The following is a 17908-nucleotide window of genomic DNA, read 5'->3' as shown; positions in this document are numbered from 1 at the left end:
GTACGATCCCTGCCGGCCGAAAGGTGGCAGACCTTGGCCGAGGCTTCATCGCTGCAGACACCCGACATAAACAGGGGGCGCAGCGATGCATTCGAATCACATGTCCGAGGGAGAAACTCATGTTCGCTATCCGCAGCGCCGTTATTCCGGTGTTGGCATCGTTCGTCTTCGCCGGTTGCACGCACCTGCCGGCCACGCAGCCGGTCAAGCCTGAAGTGCTCGGCGCCCTCCAGCCCGTCGAGGTGAAGGTCGGCATCACGCAGGCCGAGCTGTATGCGGCCTTTGTCCGTTCGAATGCGGCTGCCACCGGCGCCGCGGCATGCGGGGCCGTTCCGGGGTTGGGCATTCTGCTGGCCGCGGCCTGTGGCGGTGCGATGGGCGCGGTGGATGCAAGCGTCAACGCCACGCGGGCCAAGGCGGCCGAAGAGAGCGTTCGCCCGCTCAAGGACGAACTGGTCGACGTGAACTTTGACCAGCTCATGCGCGAGTCGCTCACGCAGTCGCTGCAGTCGGTGCCCAACATGCAACTCGCGGACGTGGCCGTTACCAAGACCGTCACCACGGAGGCGTACGAGAAGACGTTCAAGGGCTCGACGTCGAACGCGGTGATGTTCATCAACCTCGACTACCACCTGTCGCCCGACTTCTCCACGCTGGAAGTCTCGGCGCGAGGCCTGATCTATCCGCGCGGGGCCACGGCGCGCAAGGCGGCCAAGCTGCCGACCGCGCTGTCGGCAACGCCTTCGGAGCCGGCACTTGCGCTGCAGAACGCGACCTACCGCAGCAACATCATCTACCGCGCGAAGCACCCGGCGTCGGGTGACGACGCCACGAAGAACATCGCGGCCTGGAAGGCCGACAACGCTCGCCTGCTGAAGGTGGCGCTGCTGGACGGCATCGCGCAGTCGACGGCGCTGCTGGCCTCCGATCTGCAGAGCAAGCACCCCATCTATGCAGCCGCGACGGCCAATGTCGACACCCCGCTCGGCCTGAAGGCCAACCTGGTGTCGCAACGCAATACCGGCAAGCTGCTTCGCTACCCCGACGGTTCGCTTTACTTCGATGCGGCACTGGCCAACGTGGCGGCCGCAGCGCCGGCGGTTGTGGCTGCGTCCCCAGCTACTCCTTCGGCCGATGCAGCCGCCCCGGCAGCGGCAGTGTCCGCCGTGCAGGCCGTCGCGGACACGGCTGCGAAGTGACCCGCATGGGTTGGCGCCGCGCAGCCTGCTGCGCACTGGCGGCGCCGCTGCTCCTGGCGGGCTGCGCGTCGGACAAGGTTGCAGGCCTGCATCGCCGGACTGCAGCTGCACAGCTGCCCCCCACAGCGCCGGCCTGCGCGTTCTCCCTCGGCGGCATCGACGACCAGCGCGACGCGCAGAGCCTGGGCCAGATGGGCCGCACGCACATCGACGGCGCGGGCTTCGACGGATGGTTCAGGAGCGGCATCGCATCGATTCCCGGCTACACGCGCGATGCCGGCGCACCGGCGATCCGGGTCACGGTGCTGAAGGCCTATGTGCACGGCCTCGTCACGCTGAAGTCGGCCAACCTCGTCGTGCGCGTGCAGTTTCCGCCGGAGGGTTCGGGCGCCACAACGACGACGAAAACCTATCGCGGCTTCGACGACTCGATGAACTGGTCCACGTCCGAGAGCGAAATCCAGGAGGCCTTCAACACGGCACTGGACAGCCTCACCGCGCAGATCGGCACGGACCTGAAGAAGCGCTGCAAGGGCTGACTCACGCCGTGAGCGTGCGGGCCTTCTGCGCGCGCAGCGCCACCGCAAACGACAGCTGCGCCACGATGCCCGCCCCCGCCAGCACGATGGCCGATGCCAGCGCGGGGTTGCGGTGGCCCATGCCCGCGAGCGCCGTGCACAGCGCGCCCACGGCCATCTGCGTGAAGCCGTAAAGGCCCGAGGCCGAGCCGATGACCTGCGGGTTCACGCTGATTGCCTGCGTGAGCGCGGCCGGCGAGGCCATGCCGGCGCCGACCGTGAACAGGAACATGCAGGCGACGATGAGCGGCACCGAAAGATGATCGGTCAGCGCCGCGCCCAGCAGCACGAAGGCCGCGGCCACGCTCAGCGCATTCGAGCGGACCATGAGGCGGTCGACGCGTACGCGCGAGATCAGATGGCTGGTGAGGAAGCTGCCGAGCCACACGCCCGACACCAGGATGGCGAGGTAGATGCCCGCCTCGTGCGCCGGCCGGTGCAGCTGGTCCACGAAGATGAAGGGCGCCGAAGCGATGAAGGCATACATCGACGTGGTGGCGCAACCGCCGCCGACCGAGAAGCCGAGAAAGGCCGGCGAGGCCAGCAGCTTCCTGTAGTTGCGGGCGAGCTCACGCGCATTGACGGCCGCGCCGGGCGCGCCGGTTTCGGGCAGCAGGCGCCAGGTGAACAGGAAGCCGATGACGCCGAGGGCAAAGAGCGCATAGAAGATCGAGCGCCAGCCCAATGCGGTGGCGAGCGCACCGCCGAGCAGCGGCGCGAGGCTCGGGCCGATGGTGACCATCAGGTTCATCAGCGCGAGGCGACGCGTGGCCTCTTGCGGCTCGGCCGTGTCGCGCACGATGCTGCGGCCGAGCACGAGGCCGGCGCAGCCGCCGACTGCCTGGAACAGGCGCGCCGCGATGAGCGAATGCACTTCAGGCGCGACCGCGGCCGCAAGCCCCGCCACGCAATACAGCCCCAGCCCGAACAGCAGCACCGGCCGTCGCCCGTAGCGATCGGCCAGCGGGCCGTACACCAGCTGGCCCACTGCCAGGCCGAAGATGTAGAGGCTCACCGTCATCTGCATGGCGCCGATGCCTGCGCCGAGGCTCTTTGCGGCGATGGGCAGCGCGGGCACGAAGATGTGCATGGCCAGCGTGCCGCTGAAGGTGACCAACGCCAGCAGCCACAGCGGCGCGTGGGGGCGGCGCTGCGGCGCGGAGGTGATGGCTGCGGTCATTGCTTGGTGATGGTTGCGCCGCCGGTCAGGTTGCCTTGCGCAAGGTTCGTATCTTCAGGCTCCCAGCCGCCGCCCAGCGCCATGAAAAGCATGACCTGGTCGTCGGACAGCTGCGCTTCGCTGGCGGCCAGCGCGGACTCGCTCGCGGCCAGCGCGCGCTCGGCGTCGAGCGAATCGAGGTAGCCGGTGCGGCCGTTCTGGTAGAGCTGGCGCGCCTGCCGCGCGACGATGGCGCTCTGGTCGCGCGAGGCTTCCAGCGCGGCCCGGCGGTCGAGTTCGCGGGCGTAGTTGCCGAGCGCGGTCTCTGTCTCGCGCAGCGCGGTGAGCACGGTGCCGTCGAACTTGGCGAGCGCGCCGCGCGTGCCGGCTTCGGCCTGCGCGATGCGCGACTGGACCACGCCGGTGTTCGGGATCGTCCACGAGATCAGCGGGCCGAGGCTGTAGCTCATGCTGTCCTTGCGCCCGAAATCAGCGGCGGTGCTGGCCGACATTGCCGACAGGCCGATCGACACGTGCGGGTACAGATCGGCCGTGGCCACGCCGATGCGCGCGGTGGACGCGGCCAGCGTGCGCTCGGCCTGGCGGATGTCGGGCCGGCGGCGCAGCAGCTGCGCGCCGTCGCCCACGGGCAGCACGCCGGCCACGCGCGGCGGCGTGGTGCAGCGGGCCACCTCGCGCGGAAAGTCTTGCGGCAGCGCGCCGGTGAGCGTGGCCAGGCGGTACAGCGCGGCCTGGCGGCTGGCCTGCAGCGGCGGCAACGCGGCGTTGAGCGATTGCAGCTGCGCACGCGCGCGGCCCGCATCGATGGCGCCGGCGCGCCCGGCCTTCTGCAGGCGCTCGGTGACGTTCACCGCGTCTTTCTGCAGGTCGGCGGACTTCTGCGCGATCTCCAGGCGCAAGCCGGTGGAACAGGCTTCGGCATAGGCGCGCGCGGTGCCCGCTGCGACGTTGACGCGCACCAGGTCGAGCGCGGCTTCGGCCGCTTCGGTGTTGGCGGCCGAGGCTTCGATGGCGCGGCGCAGCTGGCCGAACAGGTCGACCTGGTACGACAGCGAGGCGCCCAGGCCGTAGTTGAAGGTGCTCGGCGGCTCGTAGCCGCGCTGCAGCAACTGGATGCCCGACTGGTGGCCGAACGACGGGCCGCCGTTCACGCCGATGGTGGGGTACCTGCCGCCGGCCACTTCGTCGTCGATGGCGCGCTCGCGCTCGAGGTTGGCGACGGCCTGGCGCAGGTCGGTGTTGTGCGCGAGAGCCTGCTCGACGAGCTTGTCGAGCAGCGGGTCGTGGTACAGGCGCCACCAGTGCGCAGGCAGTGGCGCGGCGTTGGCGGGCGCCTCGGCGAAGGGCTTGCCGGCAGCGCTCTGGCTGGCGAGCGCCTCGGGCGGCTGCTTGTAGTCGGGGCCGACCGCCGCGCAGGCCGCGAGCCCGGCGGCGACGGCCAGCGATGCAAGGCGAAATGCGAAGCGGGTCATGCTGTTCATCCCTTCTGCGGCGCTGGGGTCGTTGCCGCCGTCTTCTGCGCCGCCTTGTTCTCCAGCACCTGCACCGTCACCGTCTGGCCCGCAACAAGGCGCGCGCCCTGCGGCAGCGGATCGAGCTTGATGCGCACCGGAATGCGCTGCGCGAGCCGCACCCAGTTGAAGGTCGGGTTCACACTGGGCAGCAGGTTGGCGCTGGTGGAGCGGTCGTGGTCGGCGATGCCGGCAGCCACGCTGTCGACCGCGCCTTCGAACACCGCGCCGCCACCCATCGGCGTGACGCGCACGCGGTCGCCGAGATGGATGCGGGGCAGCTTGGTTTCTTCGAAATAGCCTTCGACGTAGAACGACTGCGCATCGACCAGCGCGAGCACCGGGCGGCCCGCCGCGGCGTAGCTGCCCTGGCGCAGGTCGAGGTTGGTGATGAGGCCGTCGGTGGGCGCGCGCACTTCGGCGCGCTGCAGGTTGAGGCGGGCCGAATCGAGCGCCACCTCGGCTTGCGCAACCGCGGCCTGCATCTGCTCGACGCGCGAGCGGGTCTGTTCGCGCGACTCCTTCGAGATCAGGTCGTCGAGGCCAGTGTTCCGTGCGTTCTCGCGCTGCGCCTGGGCGCTCTGGGCGCGCTGCGCGGCGAGCACGGCCTGGGCCTGGCGCACGGCGAGGTCGTAGCGCGCGCGGTCCACCTCGAACAGCAGCGTGCCGGCGGCGACCGGCTGGTTGTCGCGGATCGGCACTGCCGTGACGAGGCCCGACACGTCGGGCGCGATCTGCACGACGTTGGCGCGCACGCGGCCGTCGCGCGTCCACGGTGCGAGTTCGTAGTGGTCCCACAGTCGCAGGCCGGCCCACACGGCGGCGGCCACCACGACCACGGTGAAAAGAACGCGCCCGAGGCGCTGGGCCCACGGGTTTTCTGCGGAAGGACTGGTGGCTTTCATGGAGATTTCGTTGTCTGTTTGTTTATTGGAGGTAGGAGGTGACGCGGCTCAGCGCGTAGAGCAGCAGCAGGTAGAGCGCCATGTCGAACAGCGCCGGATGCCACACCCAGCGGTACACGCCGGTGGCCGCGAGCAGGCGGCGCACGCCCCACAGCGCGAGCAGCGCACCGAGGGCCAGCACCATGATCCAGGGCAGGTAGAGGCCGTAGAAACTGGCTTCGCCGATCATGCGGAAGCTCCTTGCCTGGACGCGCCCAGCATCGGCGGTGCGTCGGGAAAAAGATTGCGGCGCAGGCCGACCAGTGCGGTAACGGCGGCGCGCGAAGTCGATGAAGCGGCGGTGTCGCGCGCTTCGAGCATTGCGTTCAGCGCCTCGTCGATCTGCGGCAGCAGTCCCGGCGGACGCGGGTTCATGCGGCCTTCCGAACGCTGGCGGAAGAAGCGCGAGATGCCGCCCAACAGCGCGGCCGATGTGGCCAGCGGCAGCTGGGCGCGCACGCGCTGCAGCACGGCGATGTCGGCGCCCATGCGCAGGTCGCGCAGCGCATCGTTGGCGGCCACGCCTTCAACGGTGCCGCCGGCCTGCGCGATGCGCGGCGCGAGCAGGCCGATGCGGTCGAGCATGCGCACGGCATAGGTATCGCTCTGCGCGTACTGCGGTTGAGAAGACGCGGCCATGTCGCCGAGTTCGCGCCATGTGGCGCGCTGGATGCGGCGCGCGCTCCAGTCGGCGCCCACCGAACGCACCAGGCGGGTGACGCGCGCAGCAACGACCACGCCGACGATCTGGCCGATCATGCTGTTGAGGAAGCTCACGAGATCGGAGCTGGCCGTGTCGTGCAGCGCGAGCGTGCCGGCCACGCCGAAGATCAGCGCCATCGCGGGCATGAAATGCGTCGGGCGCGGCAGGTAAAGGCCCAGCAGCAGGAAGAGCGGCGCGCAGATGACCACGAGCATGCCGAAGTCCTGCACCGTGGGCATCAGCACCAGCACATAGAGCGCCGAGATCGGAATGGACAACAGCGTCCACTTCAGGAAGCCGTGGATCGCCGGCACGGGGTCGTCCATGGTGGCGAAGAAGCAGCAGAAGACGGCGGCCATCATGGTCGCGGCCGAGCCCATGGGCCAGCCGGTGACGATCCAGAACGCGCCGCACAGGCAGATGGCGATGACGGCCGCAAGCGCGGACAGCAGCGCCATGCCGTAGTCGCGGTGCAGCACGCGGCTGCCGAGCGCTGCCGTGCGGCGCAGCGGCGCGGCGCCCTTGAGGCCCTCGTCGATGTCCAGGCGCAGCTGGGCGCAGGCGGTCCAGCCGTCGACGAGTTCTGCGAGACGGCCTGCGAGGCCGATGCGCAGGGCGCGGCCCCATGGAGTCTGTTGCTCCGCGCTCGCGGGTGTGGCGCTCATTACGTCGATGGCGCGGCGCAGGGCTTGCAGGCGTTCGGCGCGGGTTGCTGCGTCGCCGGTGGGTTCGGCTTCTTCGCGCAGCCACTGTGCGGCCTGTGAGAGCACGGCAGCCACATCGGGGGCCAGCTGGCCTTCGGCCTGCTCCAGCGCCTGCAGGCGGTCTTCGACGGCCGACAGGGCCGGAGTGAGCGCGGCGACGCGGTCCTGCATGGCGCGGATGGCGCCGGCGGTCCAGCGCAGGTGCGTGGTGTCGAAGGGTACATGGGTGGAGAGCAGGCGCAGCTGCGTGATGTCGCCGGCGAGGCGGCGGCGGTCGTCGTCGAGGCGTTTCGGATCGGCGTTGCTGCTGCGGCCGGCGGGCTGCAGCAGGTCGCCGAGCCACTTGCGCGCATCCTGCAGCGTGCGGTCGAGCAGGCCCAGCACGGTCGGCGCAAGCCCCGCGGGCAGCACCAGGCTGTGGACCAGCGTGGCGCAGAAGATGCCGAGGCCGATTTCTTCCACGCGCGCCACGGCGGTGTCGAACAGCGCGAGCGGCGTCTGCACCGACGGAAAGCCGATCAGTGCCGCCGTGTAGCCCGCGAGCATGAACACATACGAGCGCGGCGTGCGGTCGAGCAGCGAGATGCACAGGCACAGCCCGACCCACAGCGCGAGCACCAGCGTCAGCAGCTCGGGCGCGTTGGACAGCGCGGGCACCAGCATCACAGTGGCGGTGCTGCCGATGAGCGTGCCGCAGAAGCGGTACACCGCCTTGGAACGCACGGCGCCGGCCAGCGGATGGGCAACGATGTAGGTGGTCATGAGCGCCCAGAACGGACGCGGCAGGCCGGCGCGGCTGGCAAGGTACATCGCCAGCATGGCCGCGGCGAAGCTCTTGCCGGAAAAGAGAAGCTCCGCGCGGCTGAAGCGCGGCAGGCTGAGCGCGGCCATCTACTTGCGCCCTTCTTGCGGCGGCTGCGCGGCGCGGCCCAGGCGCTCTTCGAGCACGGCAAACACGCGCAGGCAGGCGGCGATGTCTTCGTCCGGCACGCCTTCGAACATAGCGGTGCGCATCAGGCTCAGCGCGGCCTCGATGGGCGCGCAGGCGGCCTTGCCGGCTTCGGTGAGATGCAGGGTCTTGGCGCGGCGGTCGGACGGATCTTCGTGCCGCTCGACGAAACCGGCCTCGACCAGCTGATCGAGCGAGCGCACCAGCGAAGGGCCTTCGATGCCCAGCGCCTCGGCCAGCACGCCCTGGCGCACTTCGCCGTTCATGCGGCCGAGCATCACGATCGGCCAAGCCAGCGATTGCGACACCCCGACGTGCGCCACCGCCTTGTCTGCATGGGCGCGGTAGCCGCGCTGCAGCACCGAAAGCGACATGCCGAGCCGCATCAGCGCGTTTTCGCGTGTCGGTTGGGAGTTGTCGGAGTCGGTCACGGTAGCCGCCTATTAGTTAGCATGCTATCGATTGTAAGGGTAACTACCAATCCCTGCTGGCGGCAAGGCTGTCGCCCGCCTTCAGGCCGAAGGCGCGAAAAAAGAAAAACGGGAAGAAGAAAAGTGTGAAGCCCGCCGATAAGCCGGATTCTGTGCATCGAGGGCCTCTTGCGAAGCCCTCGACGTGACCGCCATTACTCTGGGCCGCCTGTCACCAGACGGCTCGATGCCACCTACCCGCCAGCTCAGCGGAACCACCTCAATACTGGCCTACTTGGTGTTGCTGCGCGCAGAGATTGCCCGTTTCACCCGAACTTAATCGGCTCGTCTCTGTTGCTCTGATCCTCACCTCACGGTGGAGAGTCGTTAACTCCTGCGCTGTCCTATGCAGTCCGGACGTTCCTCCAGTGCGCTCTTTCGAGACTTGCACCAGCGGCGGTCTGGCGTGCTTCACGGGGCGGATTATCGCCTCACGGGCGAAAGCGCCTTTTCAGGCGATGCTGCGCCGCCATTTGTAACCCGCCGCCTCGCCGGCCCGAACTAAGGGCATGACGCAAAACACCAGACGCCGCTTCGCCATTGCCGCGGGCACTTCGACCCTGGGGCTGGCCATTGCCCAGGTCTTCGGCTGGGGCACACGCCCTGCGCAGGCGGCGGAGAACGAGAAATTCGAAGTCACGCACACCGAGGCCGAATGGCGCAAGCTGCTCACCGCGAGCCAGTTCTCGGTGCTGCGCCAGGAAGGCACCGAGCGGCCCTACACGAGCCCCCTCAACGACGAGCACCGGGCCGGGCGCTTCAGCTGCGCGGGCTGCGCGCTCGACCTGTTCTCCTCGAAGACCAAGTTCGACAGCCGCACCGGCTGGCCGAGCTTCTGGCAGCCGCTCGACAAGGCCGTGGGCGAGCACCAGGACCGGTCTTTCGGCATGGCGCGCACGGAAGTGCACTGCCGCCGCTGCGGCGGCCACCTGGGTCATGTGTTCGACGACGGGCCCAAGCCCACCGGGCTGCGCTACTGCATGAACGGCGTGGCGATGGCCTTCACGCCTGCAGCGGCATAGGGGCCGCAGGGGTCATGGGCTGGTCTCACAATGCGCGCTGTCCGTCCGACAAACGCATTGACCCAAGGAGACTCCGTCCATGAAGGCCCAGAACATCCTCGAGACCATCGGCAACACACCGCACATCCGCATCAACCGCCTGTTCGGCAATGCGAAGCAGCAGGTGTGGATCAAGTCGGAGCGCGCCAATCCCGGCGGCTCCATCAAGGACCGCATCGCGCTGTCGATGGTGGAAGACGCCGAGAAAAGCGGCGCGCTCAAGCCCGGCGGCACCATCGTCGAGCCCACCTCGGGCAATACCGGCATCGGCCTTGCCATGGTGGCGGCCGTCAAGGGCTACAAGCTGATCCTGGTGATGCCCGACAGCATGTCTATCGAGCGCCGCCGCCTGATGCTGGCTTACGGCGCCTCATTCGACCTGACACCGCGCGCCAACGGCATGAAGGGCTCCATCGCCCGCGCCGAGGAAATCGTGGCCGGCACGCCCGGTGCGTGGATGCCGCAGCAGTTCAACAATCCCGCGAATGTCGAAGTGCACGTGCGCACCACGGCAGAGGAAATCGCGGCCGACTTTCCTGATGGCATCGACGTGCTGATCACCGGCGTGGGCACGGGCGGCCACATCACAGGCGTGGCGCAGGTGCTGAAGAAGAAGTGGCCGAAGCTGCAGGTGTTCGCGGTCGAGCCGGTGGCTTCGCCGGTCATTTCCGGTGGCGCGCCGGCGCCGCACCCCATTCAGGGCATCGGCGCGGGCTTCATTCCGAAGAACCTCGACACCTCGCTGCTCGACGGCGTGCTGCAGGTCGATGCCGAACCGGCGCGAGAAATGGCCCGCCGCTGCGCGCGCGAGGAAGGCATGCTGGTCGGCATTTCGTCGGGTGCCACGCTCGCTGCCATCGCGCAGAAGCTGCCCTCGCTGGCACCCGATGCGGTGGTGCTGGGCTTCAACTACGACACCGGCGAGCGGTACCTTTCGGTCGAAGGCTTCCTGCCCGCCTGACCCGCTATTCCTTTCATAGCGCCCCGGGCGCTTAAAATGCGCGGCCTGCTTGATAAACACAAGCCCTACGCCGCCATGCTGAGAATCTCCGAACTCAAACTCCCGCTCGACCACGCGCCCGACGCGCTGGTCACCCTGATCGCCAGGACGCTCGACGCTCCGCTCGACGCGATCGCCTCCCACACCGTCTACAAGCGCAGCTTCGACGCGCGCAAGGTCGAGCTGCTCACGGTCTACATCTGCGACGTGCAGCTGGCCGATGCGAAGCTGGAAGCCGCGCTGCTCGCCAAGCACGCGGGCCATCCGCACATCCAGGCCGCTCCGGACATGCGCTACACGCCGCCGGCCAATGCGGCAGAAGGCACTGCCCGGCCGGTGGTGATCGGCTTCGGCCCCTGCGGCATCTTCGCGGCGCTGATGCTCGCGAAGATGGGGTTCAAGCCCATCGTGCTCGAGCGCGGCAAGACCGTGCGCCAGCGCACCCGCGACACCTGGGGCCTGTGGCGCAAGAGCGTGCTCAACCCCGAGTCGAACGTGCAGTTCGGCGAAGGCGGCGCCGGCACCTTCTCGGACGGCAAGCTCTACAGCCAGATCAAGGACCCGCGCTTCCTCGGCCGCAAGGTGATGGAAGAGTTCGTGAAGGCCGGTGCGCCGCCAGAAATCCTTTACGTCGCGCATCCGCACATCGGCACCTTCAAGCTGGTGAAGGTGGTCGAGAACATCCGCGAGCAGATCGTGGCGCTGGGCGGCGAGATCCGCTTCGAGCAGCGCGTGACGGACGTGCACATCGAAGACGGCCACCTGCGCGGCCTCACCGTGCTCGACCAGACGACCGGCCAAAGCAGCGAACTGCACGCCGACCACGTGGTGATGGCGCTGGGCCACAGCTCGCGCGACACGTTCGAGATGCTGCACAAGCGCGGCGTGCACATCGAGGCCAAGCCCTTCTCCATCGGCTTCCGCGTGGAGCATCCGCAGGGCCTGATCGACCGCGCACGCTGGGGCCGCCATGCGGGCCACCCGCTGCTCGGCGCGGCCGACTACAAGCTGGTGCACCACGCGAGCAACGGCCGCTCGGTCTACAGCTTCTGCATGTGCCCCGGCGGTACCGTGGTCGCGGCCACCAGCGAGCCGGGCCGCGTGGTCACCAACGGCATGAGCCAGTACTCGCGCAACGAGCGCAACGCCAACGCGGGCATCGTGGTGGGCATCGACCCGCGCGATTTCCCAGGATGGGAATCCAATTCCTCTGGCGATGCGCTCGCGGGCATCGCACTGCAGCGCGAACTCGAAAGCAATGCCTTCGTGCTCGGCGGCGGCGACTACCGCGCGCCGGGCCAGCTGGTGGGCGACTTCATCGCCGGCAAGCCCTCTACGGCGCTCGGCAGCGTGACGCCTTCGTACAAGCCGGGCGTGACACCGACCGACCTGCACAAGGCCCTGCCCGCCTACGCCATCGAGGCCATGCGCGAGGCCTTCCCCGCCTTCGGCCGCAAGATCAAGGGCTTCGACACGCACGACGCGGTGCTCACCGGCGTCGAGACGCGCACTTCGTCGCCCATCCGCATCACGCGCGGCGACGACTTCCAGAGCCTCAATGTGCGCGGCCTCTACCCCGCCGGCGAAGGCGCGAGCTACGCGGGCGGCATCCTGTCGGCCGGCGTCGATGGCATCAAGGTGGCCGAGGCCGTGGCGCACGGCGTGCTGGCCGAGGCCGAACGCGAACGCACCGCGAGCGTCTGATGCACTTCGAGCGCCCCACCCTCGGCCAGCTGACCGCCGCCACGCTCGCGATGGCAGCCGTGGTGCTGGCTTCCAACATCCTCGTGCAGTTCGCCATCAACGACTGGCTGACCTGGGGCGCCTTCACCTACCCGGTGGCGTACCTCGTGAGCGACCTCGTCAACCGGCGCTTCGGCCCCGGCATGGCGCGGCGCGTGGCATGGGTCGGCTTTGCCGTCGCCGTGGGCAACTCGCTGCTGCTCGCGCCGGCGCGCATCGCGGCCGCCTCGGGGCTGGCCTTCATCGCTTCGCAGCTGCTCGACATCGGCGTGTTCGACCGGCTGCGGCGCGGCCTCTGGTGGCGCGCGCCGCTGGTGGCCACGGTGATCGCAGCGGTGCTCGACAGCATCGTGTTCTGGGGCATCGCCTTCGCGGGCACCGAAGGCCCGTGGTTCACGTGGGCGCTGGGCGACCTCGCCGTGAAGCTCGCCGTCGGCGTGCTGATGCTGCTGCCGTTCCGGCTGCTGATCGGCCGGCAGGCGGCGCGGGCTTCGGCCCTGGGCCACTGAGGACATCGATGGCGAACGACGACTTCCACTTCTACGAGCCCACCAAGGGCCACGGCCTGCCGCACGACCCGTTCAACGCGATGGTCGGGCCGCGCCCCATCGGCTGGATCTCGTCGCAGGACGCGAACGGCGTGCTCAACCTCGCGCCCTACAGCTTCTTCAACGCCTTCAACTACACGCCGCCCATCGTCGGCTTCGCCAGCATCGGCGCCAAGGACAGCCTGCACAACATCCGCCAGACGCGCGAGTTCGGCTGGAACCTGGCGACCCGGCCGCTGGCCGAGCAGATGAACCGCTCGTGCGCCGCCGTGCCGCCCGATGTGAACGAGTTCGAGCTCGCCGGGCTCACGACCGCCGCCTCGCAAACCATCGCGGTGCCGCGCGTAGCCGAAAGCCCCGTGTCCTTCGAATGCAGGCTCACGCAGATCCTGCAGCTAGAAGGCGTGGACGGCACGCCCGTGCAAACCTGGCTGATCCTCGGCGAAGTGGTGGGCGTGCACATTGCGCGCCACCTGCTGAAGGACGGCATCTACGACACCGCCGCGGCGCAGCCCATCCTGCGCGGCGGCGGACCGGCGGACTATTTCGAAGTCAGCCCCGACAATCTCTTCAGGATGTTCCGGCCGCGCTGAAGGCGCCAAACCGGACTTCATTTCTTTCCCTTTCATTCCACCGCGACCCTCGCCGCGCCCCCCGCATGACCGACGCTTCCACCGCCACCCCGAAGACGAACGCGCGCCCGCCCCGGCGTCAGCAACTGGACATGGCCGATCAGCTGAAGCAGCTGCAGGCCGGCCCCGATGCGGATTCGGGCACGAGCAGCAGCGCGGAAACTCCCGCGCAGCAGCCTCGCCAGTCCCGCCCACCCCGCCAGAACAACCAGGGCGCAGGCAACCAGCGCCCGCAGCGGCAGCAACAGCAGCCGCGCAAGCAAGGTGCGCAAGGCCAGGCACAGGGCCAGGGCCAGGCAGCGGCTCAACCGCAGCGCGCGCCGCGCAAGGTCAACCCGGTGCTCGAGCGCCTGTTCGAGCTGTACCCGCAGCTCTTCGGCGCGCGCTTCGTGCCGCTGAAGCTCGGCGTGTACGAGGAACTGCTCGCGCGCCACCCCGAAGACTTCAAGGCCGAAGACCTGAAGATCGCCATGGGCCAGCACGCGCGCTCCACGCGCTACCTGGAGGCCGTGGCCGCCGGCCTGGCGCGCCACGACCTCGACGGCAACGCGCTCGACCCGGTCGCGCCGGAGCACGTGCACCACGCCATCCTCGAGCTGCACCGCCGCCGCCTGCAGCGTGCCAACGGCGAAGACCTGCGCCCGCAGCTGGTCGCGCGCATCGCCAAGGCCGTCGAGGCCTCGGGCCTGGATCGCGAGGCCTATGCAGTGCTGGTGCGCTCGCGCGACGAGAACAACAACGCCGTGGTGGACGAGGCGCTGGCCGAACTCGCCCAGCAGGCCGCCAAGCGCGAGGCGCTGCTGCGCGCCTTCGAGGCCAGCGACCGCAGCGAGCAGGAGTTCGCCGACATGTACGGCATGAAGCACGGCGAGGTGACGCGCACGCTGCAACGCGCGCGCGCCGATCGCAAGGCACCTGCGGCGCCGGCCGTCGAAGCACCCGCAGCAGACTGAACACGCCACACAAACAAAAAAGCCGCCACAGCAATGTGGCGGCTTTTTTTCATGGCGCCGCGGACTTGCCGCGACCGACTCTGATCAGCGCTGCGCGTTCTGCAGCGCAGCAATGCGCTCTTCGATCGGCGGGTGCGTGGCAAACAGCTTGCCGATGCTGCCGGTGATGCCCATGGCTTCCACGGCCTTCGGCAGTTCGCCGGCCGGCAGGCCACCCAGGCGCGCGAGCGCGTTGATCATTGGCTGCTTCTGGCCCATCAGCGCGGCCGCACCGGCGTCGGCGCGGAACTCGCGATGGCGCGAGAACCAGGCCACCACCATCGCGGCGGCAAAGCCGAGCACAATGTCCAGCACGATGGTGCTCACGTAGTAGCCGATGCCGGGGCCCGACGAACGGTCGTCGCCGCGGCGCAGGAAGCTGTCGACCGCATAGCCGATCACGCGCGACAGGAACACGACGAAGGTGTTCATCACGCCCTGAATGAGCGTCATCGTGACCATGTCGCCGTTGGCGATGTGGGCCACTTCGTGGCCGATGACGGCCTCGACCTCTTCGCGCGTCATGCCCTGCAGCAGGCCGGTGGACACCGCCACCAGCGACGAGTTCTTGAACGCGCCGGTCGCAAAGGCATTGGGCTCGCCTTCGAAGATGCCGACCTCGGGCATGCCGATGCCGGCCTTGTCTGCGAACTTGCGCACCGTGCCGACGATCCAGGCCTCGTCGGGCGACTGGGGGTTGTCGATCATGTGCAGGCCGGTGGTCCACTTGGCCATGGGCTTGCTGATGAGCAGCGAGATGATCGCGCCGCCGAAACCCATCACCAGCGCGAAGCCGAGCAGCGCGCCCAGGTTGAGCCCGTTGGCCGTGAGGAAGCGATTGACGCCCAGCAGGCTGGCGACCACGCCGAGCACCGCGACGACCATCACATTGGTCAAAACGAACAGAAGGATACGTTTCAAGTTGAATTCTCCGTGGGGAAACCTGCCACCTAGATGAGGACCCCGGGGCCCTCTTCAAGCCGTGCGCGGCATGGAGGCCCTGGGTGTTGTAGTGCGTTCTGGGCGCTCCGGTCGGCGGCAGCCGGTAGAGCCATGATAGGAGCAAAAGTTCTATGCCCCTGGTATTCCCCGGCCCGACAAGGGCCTGAAAACCTGCGAGTCGGCATAGAACGCCGCCGCCTCGTTGCCGCCCCACCAGCCGGGCACCCCGAGCACCGGCAGCGGCACGAAGGGCTTGCGTTCGAGCTGCCGCGCGTCGAGCGCCTGCGCCATGCGCGCGTCATCGAACGCCGCCGGGCCGCTCGCGTCGTGCGTCAGCAGCACGTGTGCGGTGATCGGCTTGCGCGGCGTGACCAGTTTTTCGAGCAGCGCATGGCCGAAGAGCAGCAGGCGCGCCTCGCTCCACAGCCCGCGTTGCGTGACGAACAGCGTGTGCCAGTCGCGCGCGATCAGCGCCTGCCAGAGCGCGGGTGGCGCATCGAGCACCGCACCGTTCTCGTCGAACAGCGTGAGCGCATCGCGCAGCGGGCCTCGCACGGCGGCAACGCCGCTGCGCGCGATCTCGGCCGCTTGCAGTTCGTTGAGCCGGCGCTTGGTCTGCGGAAAGGCGAGCCACACGAGTCCATTGAAAAGATCGTGCAGGTTGTCGCGCGTGGGGACGGTGCGGGTCTGGAAGATGTGGGCCTCGTAGGCCTGGCCTGCGGGCAGCGCGTCCTGATGTACGAAATCGGGCGCCTGCGCGGGCTTGACTGCCTGCAGGGCGGCCGCCACCCCGGCGTGCCGTGCGGCCTGCTCTACCGCGACGCCGCTCGAACGATAAGGCGCCAGCCAGGGCTGCGCCCAATCAACCGCCGGCAGGGTCAAGGCGCGGACGCGCCCGTCCAGCGGATGCGGTCAGGGTGCTGCATCACGGCGAACTCCGACGTGAGCTTGTCGAAAAGCTTGAGCGAGCTGCCGTGCTTGCCGAGCAGGCCGGCCGTGCGCAGGGCCTTTGCCACGTCGTTGAGCGGCACGTCGTTGCCGCTGCGCAAGGCCGGTGCAGCCTGCAGGATGAATTCGGCCGCTTCGGAGATTTGCGGTTGCTGTTGCTGCTGCGGTGGCGGCGCGGCCTTGACGGCCTTCGCCGTCTTGCGGGCCGGCGTCTTGGCCGCGGCCTTCTTGGCAGCAGGCGTCGCCTTGGCCCGCGCGGTCTTCGCGGGTGCAGACTTGGCCGCAGCCGCCTTCTTCGCCGGCGCGGTGCGCACCGCGGGCTTCGTGCTGGCGTGGTGCGCGAGGTCCATGAAGGCGTCGTACACGCCGACCGTCTCTTCGCCCGTCTTGCCCTGCTGGCCGATGCCGCAGACGCGGCAGCCCTTTTCGCGCAGGCGGATCACGAGCGGCGCAAAGTCGGAGTCGGAAGACACCAGCACCACCACGTCGGGCCGCTCGTTGATGGCCAGGTCGATGGCGTCGACCGACAGCGCGATGTCGGTGCTGTTCTTGCCGGCCGACAGGTTCACCATCGGCCGCACCGACAGCCGCTTGAACATCGCCTGCCGGTTCACCGCCATCTCGGCGTTGCAATACGCGCGGCGCACGTGAATGGCGCCGTATTCATCCATCGTGCGCTGCACGGCCTGTTCGATCACATCGGCCGAGACGTTGTCGGCGTCGATCAGCAACATCACGCGCAGCGTCGGTGTCATGAGAGCTTCCAGTTGATCGTTTCGCCGCCGCGCAAGGGCTTGAGCGTGGCATCGCCGTAGGGCACGGTCTCCGGCACGGTCCAGCTTTCGCGCTTGAGCGTGATGGTGTCGGTGTGGCGCGGCAGTTCGTAGAAGTCGGGGCCGTGGAAGCTCGCGAAGCCTTCGAGCTTGTCGAGCGCATTCACGCTGTCGAAGGCCTCGGCGTACAGCTCGATGGCCGTGAGCGCGGTGTAGCAGCCGGCGCAGCCCAGCGCATGCTCCTTCAGGTGCGCCGGATGCGGTGCGCTGTCGGTGCCCAGGAAGAAGCGGTCGCTGCCGCTGGTGGCTGCCTCGACCAGCGCCACGCGGTGCGTCTCGCGCTTGAGCACGGGCAGGCAGTAGTAGTGCGGGCGAATGCCGCCGGTGAAGATGGCGTTGCGGTTGTACAGCAGGTGGTGCGCCGTGATGGTGGCTGCCGTGAAGCGATCAGCGTCGCGCACGTAGTGGGCGCCTTCCTTCGTGGTCAGGTGCTCGAACACCACCTTCAGCTCGGGAAAGTCGCGGCGCAGCGGAATCATCACGCGGTCGACGAACACGGCTTCGCGGTCGAACAGGTCAATGGCGGGGTCGGTCACCTCACCGTGCACCAGCAGCAAGAGGCCGTGCTTCTGCATGGCTTCGAGCGTCTTGTAGGTCTTGCGGATGTCGGTCACGCCGGCATCGCTGTTGGTGGTGGCGCCGGCCGGGTAGAGCTTGAGCGCGCGCACGCCGGCTTCGGCTGCCAGCGCGATCTCTTCGGGCGGCAGCTTGTCGGTGAGGTAGAGCGACATCACGGGCTCGAAGGCCGCGCCCTCGGGCACGGCGGCGCGGATGCGGTCGCGGTAGGCCACGGCCTGTGCGGCGGTGGTCACGGGCGGGCGAAGGTTGGGCATGATCAGCGCGCGGCCGAACTGGCGAGCGCTGTGGGGAACGACGGCTTCGAGGGCGGCGCCATCGCGCACGTGCAAGTGCCAGTCGTCGGGGCGGGTGATCGTGAGGGTGTCTGTCATGGCGCTGGGATTGTCGCATCG

The 17908-nt window shown here is 68.8% G+C and carries 18 protein-coding genes and 1 other RNA gene; 8 read left to right on the top strand and 11 right to left on the bottom strand.

Annotation, left to right across the window (positions count from 1 at the left end):
• Positions 1–119: 119 nt before the first annotated feature.
• Positions 120–1199 carry a hypothetical protein gene (locus ACTG4X_RS06290; protein ID WP_440533457.1) on the top strand — a complete coding sequence of 360 codons (1080 nt, stop codon included), beginning with the start codon at positions 120–122 and terminating at the stop codon, positions 1197–1199.
• 5 nt (positions 1200–1204) lie between these two features.
• Positions 1205–1738, top strand: a complete 534-nt coding sequence (locus ACTG4X_RS06285) for a hypothetical protein (RefSeq protein WP_093173136.1) — start codon at positions 1205–1207, stop codon at positions 1736–1738.
• A gap of 1 nt (position 1739) precedes the next feature.
• Here ACTG4X_RS06285 and ACTG4X_RS06280 read toward each other — a convergent pair whose 3' ends face one another.
• From ACTG4X_RS06280 to rnpB, 7 genes are all read right to left on the bottom strand, one after another.
• Positions 1740–2957: a multidrug effflux MFS transporter gene (locus ACTG4X_RS06280; RefSeq protein ID WP_440533456.1), complete on the bottom strand. Its 1218-nt coding sequence runs from the start codon at positions 2955–2957 to the stop codon at positions 1740–1742.
• Entirely contained in the window at positions 2954–4438 is a 1485-nt protein-coding gene (locus ACTG4X_RS06275; RefSeq protein ID WP_440533455.1) for an efflux transporter outer membrane subunit, read from the bottom strand. The genes ACTG4X_RS06280 and ACTG4X_RS06275 overlap by 4 nt, the downstream gene beginning before the upstream one ends.
• Complete coding sequence (locus ACTG4X_RS06270; RefSeq protein ID WP_440533454.1) at positions 4435–5373, bottom strand: efflux RND transporter periplasmic adaptor subunit; 939 nt, start codon at positions 5371–5373, stop codon at positions 4435–4437. The genes ACTG4X_RS06275 and ACTG4X_RS06270 overlap by 4 nt, the downstream gene beginning before the upstream one ends.
• Positions 5374–5395: 22 nt before the next feature.
• Positions 5396–5602 (bottom strand): DUF1656 domain-containing protein, encoded by a 207-nt coding sequence (locus ACTG4X_RS06265; RefSeq protein WP_093056341.1) that lies wholly within the window; start codon positions 5600–5602, stop codon positions 5396–5398.
• Positions 5599–7710 carry an FUSC family protein gene (locus tag ACTG4X_RS06260; RefSeq protein WP_440533453.1) on the bottom strand — a complete coding sequence of 704 codons (2112 nt, stop codon included), beginning with the start codon at positions 7708–7710 and terminating at the stop codon, positions 5599–5601. The genes ACTG4X_RS06265 and ACTG4X_RS06260 overlap by 4 nt, the downstream gene beginning before the upstream one ends.
• Positions 7711–8154, bottom strand: a complete 444-nt coding sequence (locus ACTG4X_RS06255; protein WP_093056399.1) for a MarR family winged helix-turn-helix transcriptional regulator — start codon at positions 8152–8154, stop codon at positions 7711–7713.
• A 168-nt stretch (positions 8155–8322) separates the two neighbouring features.
• Positions 8323–8651, bottom strand: an RNA gene (rnpB, locus tag ACTG4X_RS06250) — RNase P RNA component class A.
• Between the two features lie 96 nt (positions 8652–8747).
• On the opposite strand from rnpB, the gene msrB reads away from it, so the two are divergent.
• The 6 genes from msrB to ACTG4X_RS06220 all read left to right on the top strand — a co-directional run bounded on the left by msrB (position 8748) and on the right by ACTG4X_RS06220 (position 14175).
• A complete protein-coding gene (gene msrB / locus ACTG4X_RS06245) occupies positions 8748–9260 on the top strand; it encodes a peptide-methionine (R)-S-oxide reductase MsrB (protein ID WP_440533452.1) in 513 nt (170 codons plus the stop codon).
• A gap of 79 nt (positions 9261–9339) precedes the next feature.
• Positions 9340–10260 (top strand): cysteine synthase A, encoded by a 921-nt coding sequence (gene cysK, locus ACTG4X_RS06240; RefSeq protein WP_093056344.1) that lies wholly within the window; start codon positions 9340–9342, stop codon positions 10258–10260.
• 75 nt (positions 10261–10335) lie between these two features.
• On the top strand, positions 10336–12003 hold the full coding sequence (locus tag ACTG4X_RS06235) for an NAD(P)/FAD-dependent oxidoreductase (RefSeq protein WP_440533451.1): 1668 nt from the start codon (positions 10336–10338) through the stop codon (positions 12001–12003).
• Positions 12003–12551 carry a VUT family protein gene (locus ACTG4X_RS06230; RefSeq protein WP_440533450.1) on the top strand — a complete coding sequence of 183 codons (549 nt, stop codon included), beginning with the start codon at positions 12003–12005 and terminating at the stop codon, positions 12549–12551. The genes ACTG4X_RS06235 and ACTG4X_RS06230 overlap by 1 nt, the downstream gene beginning before the upstream one ends.
• 8 nt (positions 12552–12559) lie before the next feature.
• Positions 12560–13183, top strand: coding sequence for a flavin reductase family protein (locus tag ACTG4X_RS06225; protein ID WP_440533449.1), 624 nt, complete (start codon positions 12560–12562; stop codon positions 13181–13183).
• Between the two features lie 65 nt (positions 13184–13248).
• Entirely contained in the window at positions 13249–14175 is a 927-nt protein-coding gene (locus ACTG4X_RS06220) for a ProQ/FinO family protein (RefSeq protein ID WP_440533448.1), read from the top strand.
• Positions 14176–14259: 84 nt separating this feature from the next.
• Here the strand turns inward: ACTG4X_RS06220 and htpX are convergent, their stop codons facing one another.
• The 4 genes from htpX to pyrC all read right to left on the bottom strand — a co-directional run bounded on the left by htpX (position 14260) and on the right by pyrC (position 17887).
• The gene (gene htpX / locus ACTG4X_RS06215) at positions 14260–15135 is read right to left on the bottom strand and encodes a protease HtpX (RefSeq protein WP_093056349.1); all 876 of its coding nucleotides are present in this window, start codon (positions 15133–15135) and stop codon (positions 14260–14262) included.
• A gap of 150 nt (positions 15136–15285) precedes the next feature.
• The gene (locus ACTG4X_RS06210) at positions 15286–16038 is read right to left on the bottom strand and encodes a DUF3025 domain-containing protein (protein WP_440533447.1); all 753 of its coding nucleotides are present in this window, start codon (positions 16036–16038) and stop codon (positions 15286–15288) included.
• Entirely contained in the window at positions 16035–16859 is an 825-nt protein-coding gene (locus tag ACTG4X_RS06205) for an NYN domain-containing protein (protein ID WP_440533446.1), read from the bottom strand. Before ACTG4X_RS06205 ends, ACTG4X_RS06210 begins: the two co-directional genes overlap by 4 nt.
• Positions 16856–17887 (bottom strand): dihydroorotase, encoded by a 1032-nt coding sequence (gene pyrC, locus ACTG4X_RS06200; protein WP_354339503.1) that lies wholly within the window; start codon positions 17885–17887, stop codon positions 16856–16858. Before pyrC ends, ACTG4X_RS06205 begins: the two co-directional genes overlap by 4 nt.
• Between the last annotated feature and the right edge of the window lie 21 nt (positions 17888–17908).

Origin of the sequence: Variovorax sp. YR566, from assembly GCF_051992195.1 — a bacterium.
In the GTDB taxonomy this organism is placed as follows: domain Bacteria; phylum Pseudomonadota; class Gammaproteobacteria; order Burkholderiales; family Burkholderiaceae_C; genus Variovorax.
Note: the sequence above shows the minus strand (reverse complement) of the source record. Positions and strands in the feature narration are given on the sequence as shown.

What these genes read in the sequence shown, in the direction of transcription:
- ACTG4X_RS06205 (WP_440533446.1), bottom strand. Translation starts at nt 16,859, where the DNA reads ATGACACCGACGCTGCGCGTGATGTTGCTGATCGACGCCGACAACGTC.
- ACTG4X_RS06270 (WP_440533454.1), bottom strand. Translation starts at nt 5,373, where the DNA reads ATGAAAGCCACCAGTCCTTCCGCAGAAAACCCGTGGGCCCAGCGCCTC.
- ACTG4X_RS06280 (WP_440533456.1), bottom strand. Translation starts at nt 2,957, where the DNA reads ATGACCGCAGCCATCACCTCCGCGCCGCAGCGCCGCCCCCACGCGCCG.
- msrB (WP_440533452.1), top strand. Translation starts at nt 8,748, where the DNA reads ATGACGCAAAACACCAGACGCCGCTTCGCCATTGCCGCGGGCACTTCG.
- cysK (WP_093056344.1), top strand. Translation starts at nt 9,340, where the DNA reads ATGAAGGCCCAGAACATCCTCGAGACCATCGGCAACACACCGCACATC.
- pyrC (WP_354339503.1), bottom strand. Translation starts at nt 17,887, where the DNA reads ATGACAGACACCCTCACGATCACCCGCCCCGACGACTGGCACTTGCAC.
- ACTG4X_RS06260 (WP_440533453.1), bottom strand. Translation starts at nt 7,710, where the DNA reads ATGGCCGCGCTCAGCCTGCCGCGCTTCAGCCGCGCGGAGCTTCTCTTT.
- ACTG4X_RS06225 (WP_440533449.1), top strand. Translation starts at nt 12,560, where the DNA reads ATGGCGAACGACGACTTCCACTTCTACGAGCCCACCAAGGGCCACGGC.
- ACTG4X_RS06235 (WP_440533451.1), top strand. Translation starts at nt 10,336, where the DNA reads ATGCTGAGAATCTCCGAACTCAAACTCCCGCTCGACCACGCGCCCGAC.
- ACTG4X_RS06265 (WP_093056341.1), bottom strand. Translation starts at nt 5,602, where the DNA reads ATGATCGGCGAAGCCAGTTTCTACGGCCTCTACCTGCCCTGGATCATG.
- ACTG4X_RS06275 (WP_440533455.1), bottom strand. Translation starts at nt 4,438, where the DNA reads ATGAACAGCATGACCCGCTTCGCATTTCGCCTTGCATCGCTGGCCGTC.
- ACTG4X_RS06255 (WP_093056399.1), bottom strand. Translation starts at nt 8,154, where the DNA reads ATGCGGCTCGGCATGTCGCTTTCGGTGCTGCAGCGCGGCTACCGCGCC.
- ACTG4X_RS06290 (WP_440533457.1), top strand. Translation starts at nt 120, where the DNA reads ATGTTCGCTATCCGCAGCGCCGTTATTCCGGTGTTGGCATCGTTCGTC.
- ACTG4X_RS06285 (WP_093173136.1), top strand. Translation starts at nt 1,205, where the DNA reads ATGGGTTGGCGCCGCGCAGCCTGCTGCGCACTGGCGGCGCCGCTGCTC.
- ACTG4X_RS06220 (WP_440533448.1), top strand. Translation starts at nt 13,249, where the DNA reads ATGACCGACGCTTCCACCGCCACCCCGAAGACGAACGCGCGCCCGCCC.
- ACTG4X_RS06230 (WP_440533450.1), top strand. Translation starts at nt 12,003, where the DNA reads ATGCACTTCGAGCGCCCCACCCTCGGCCAGCTGACCGCCGCCACGCTC.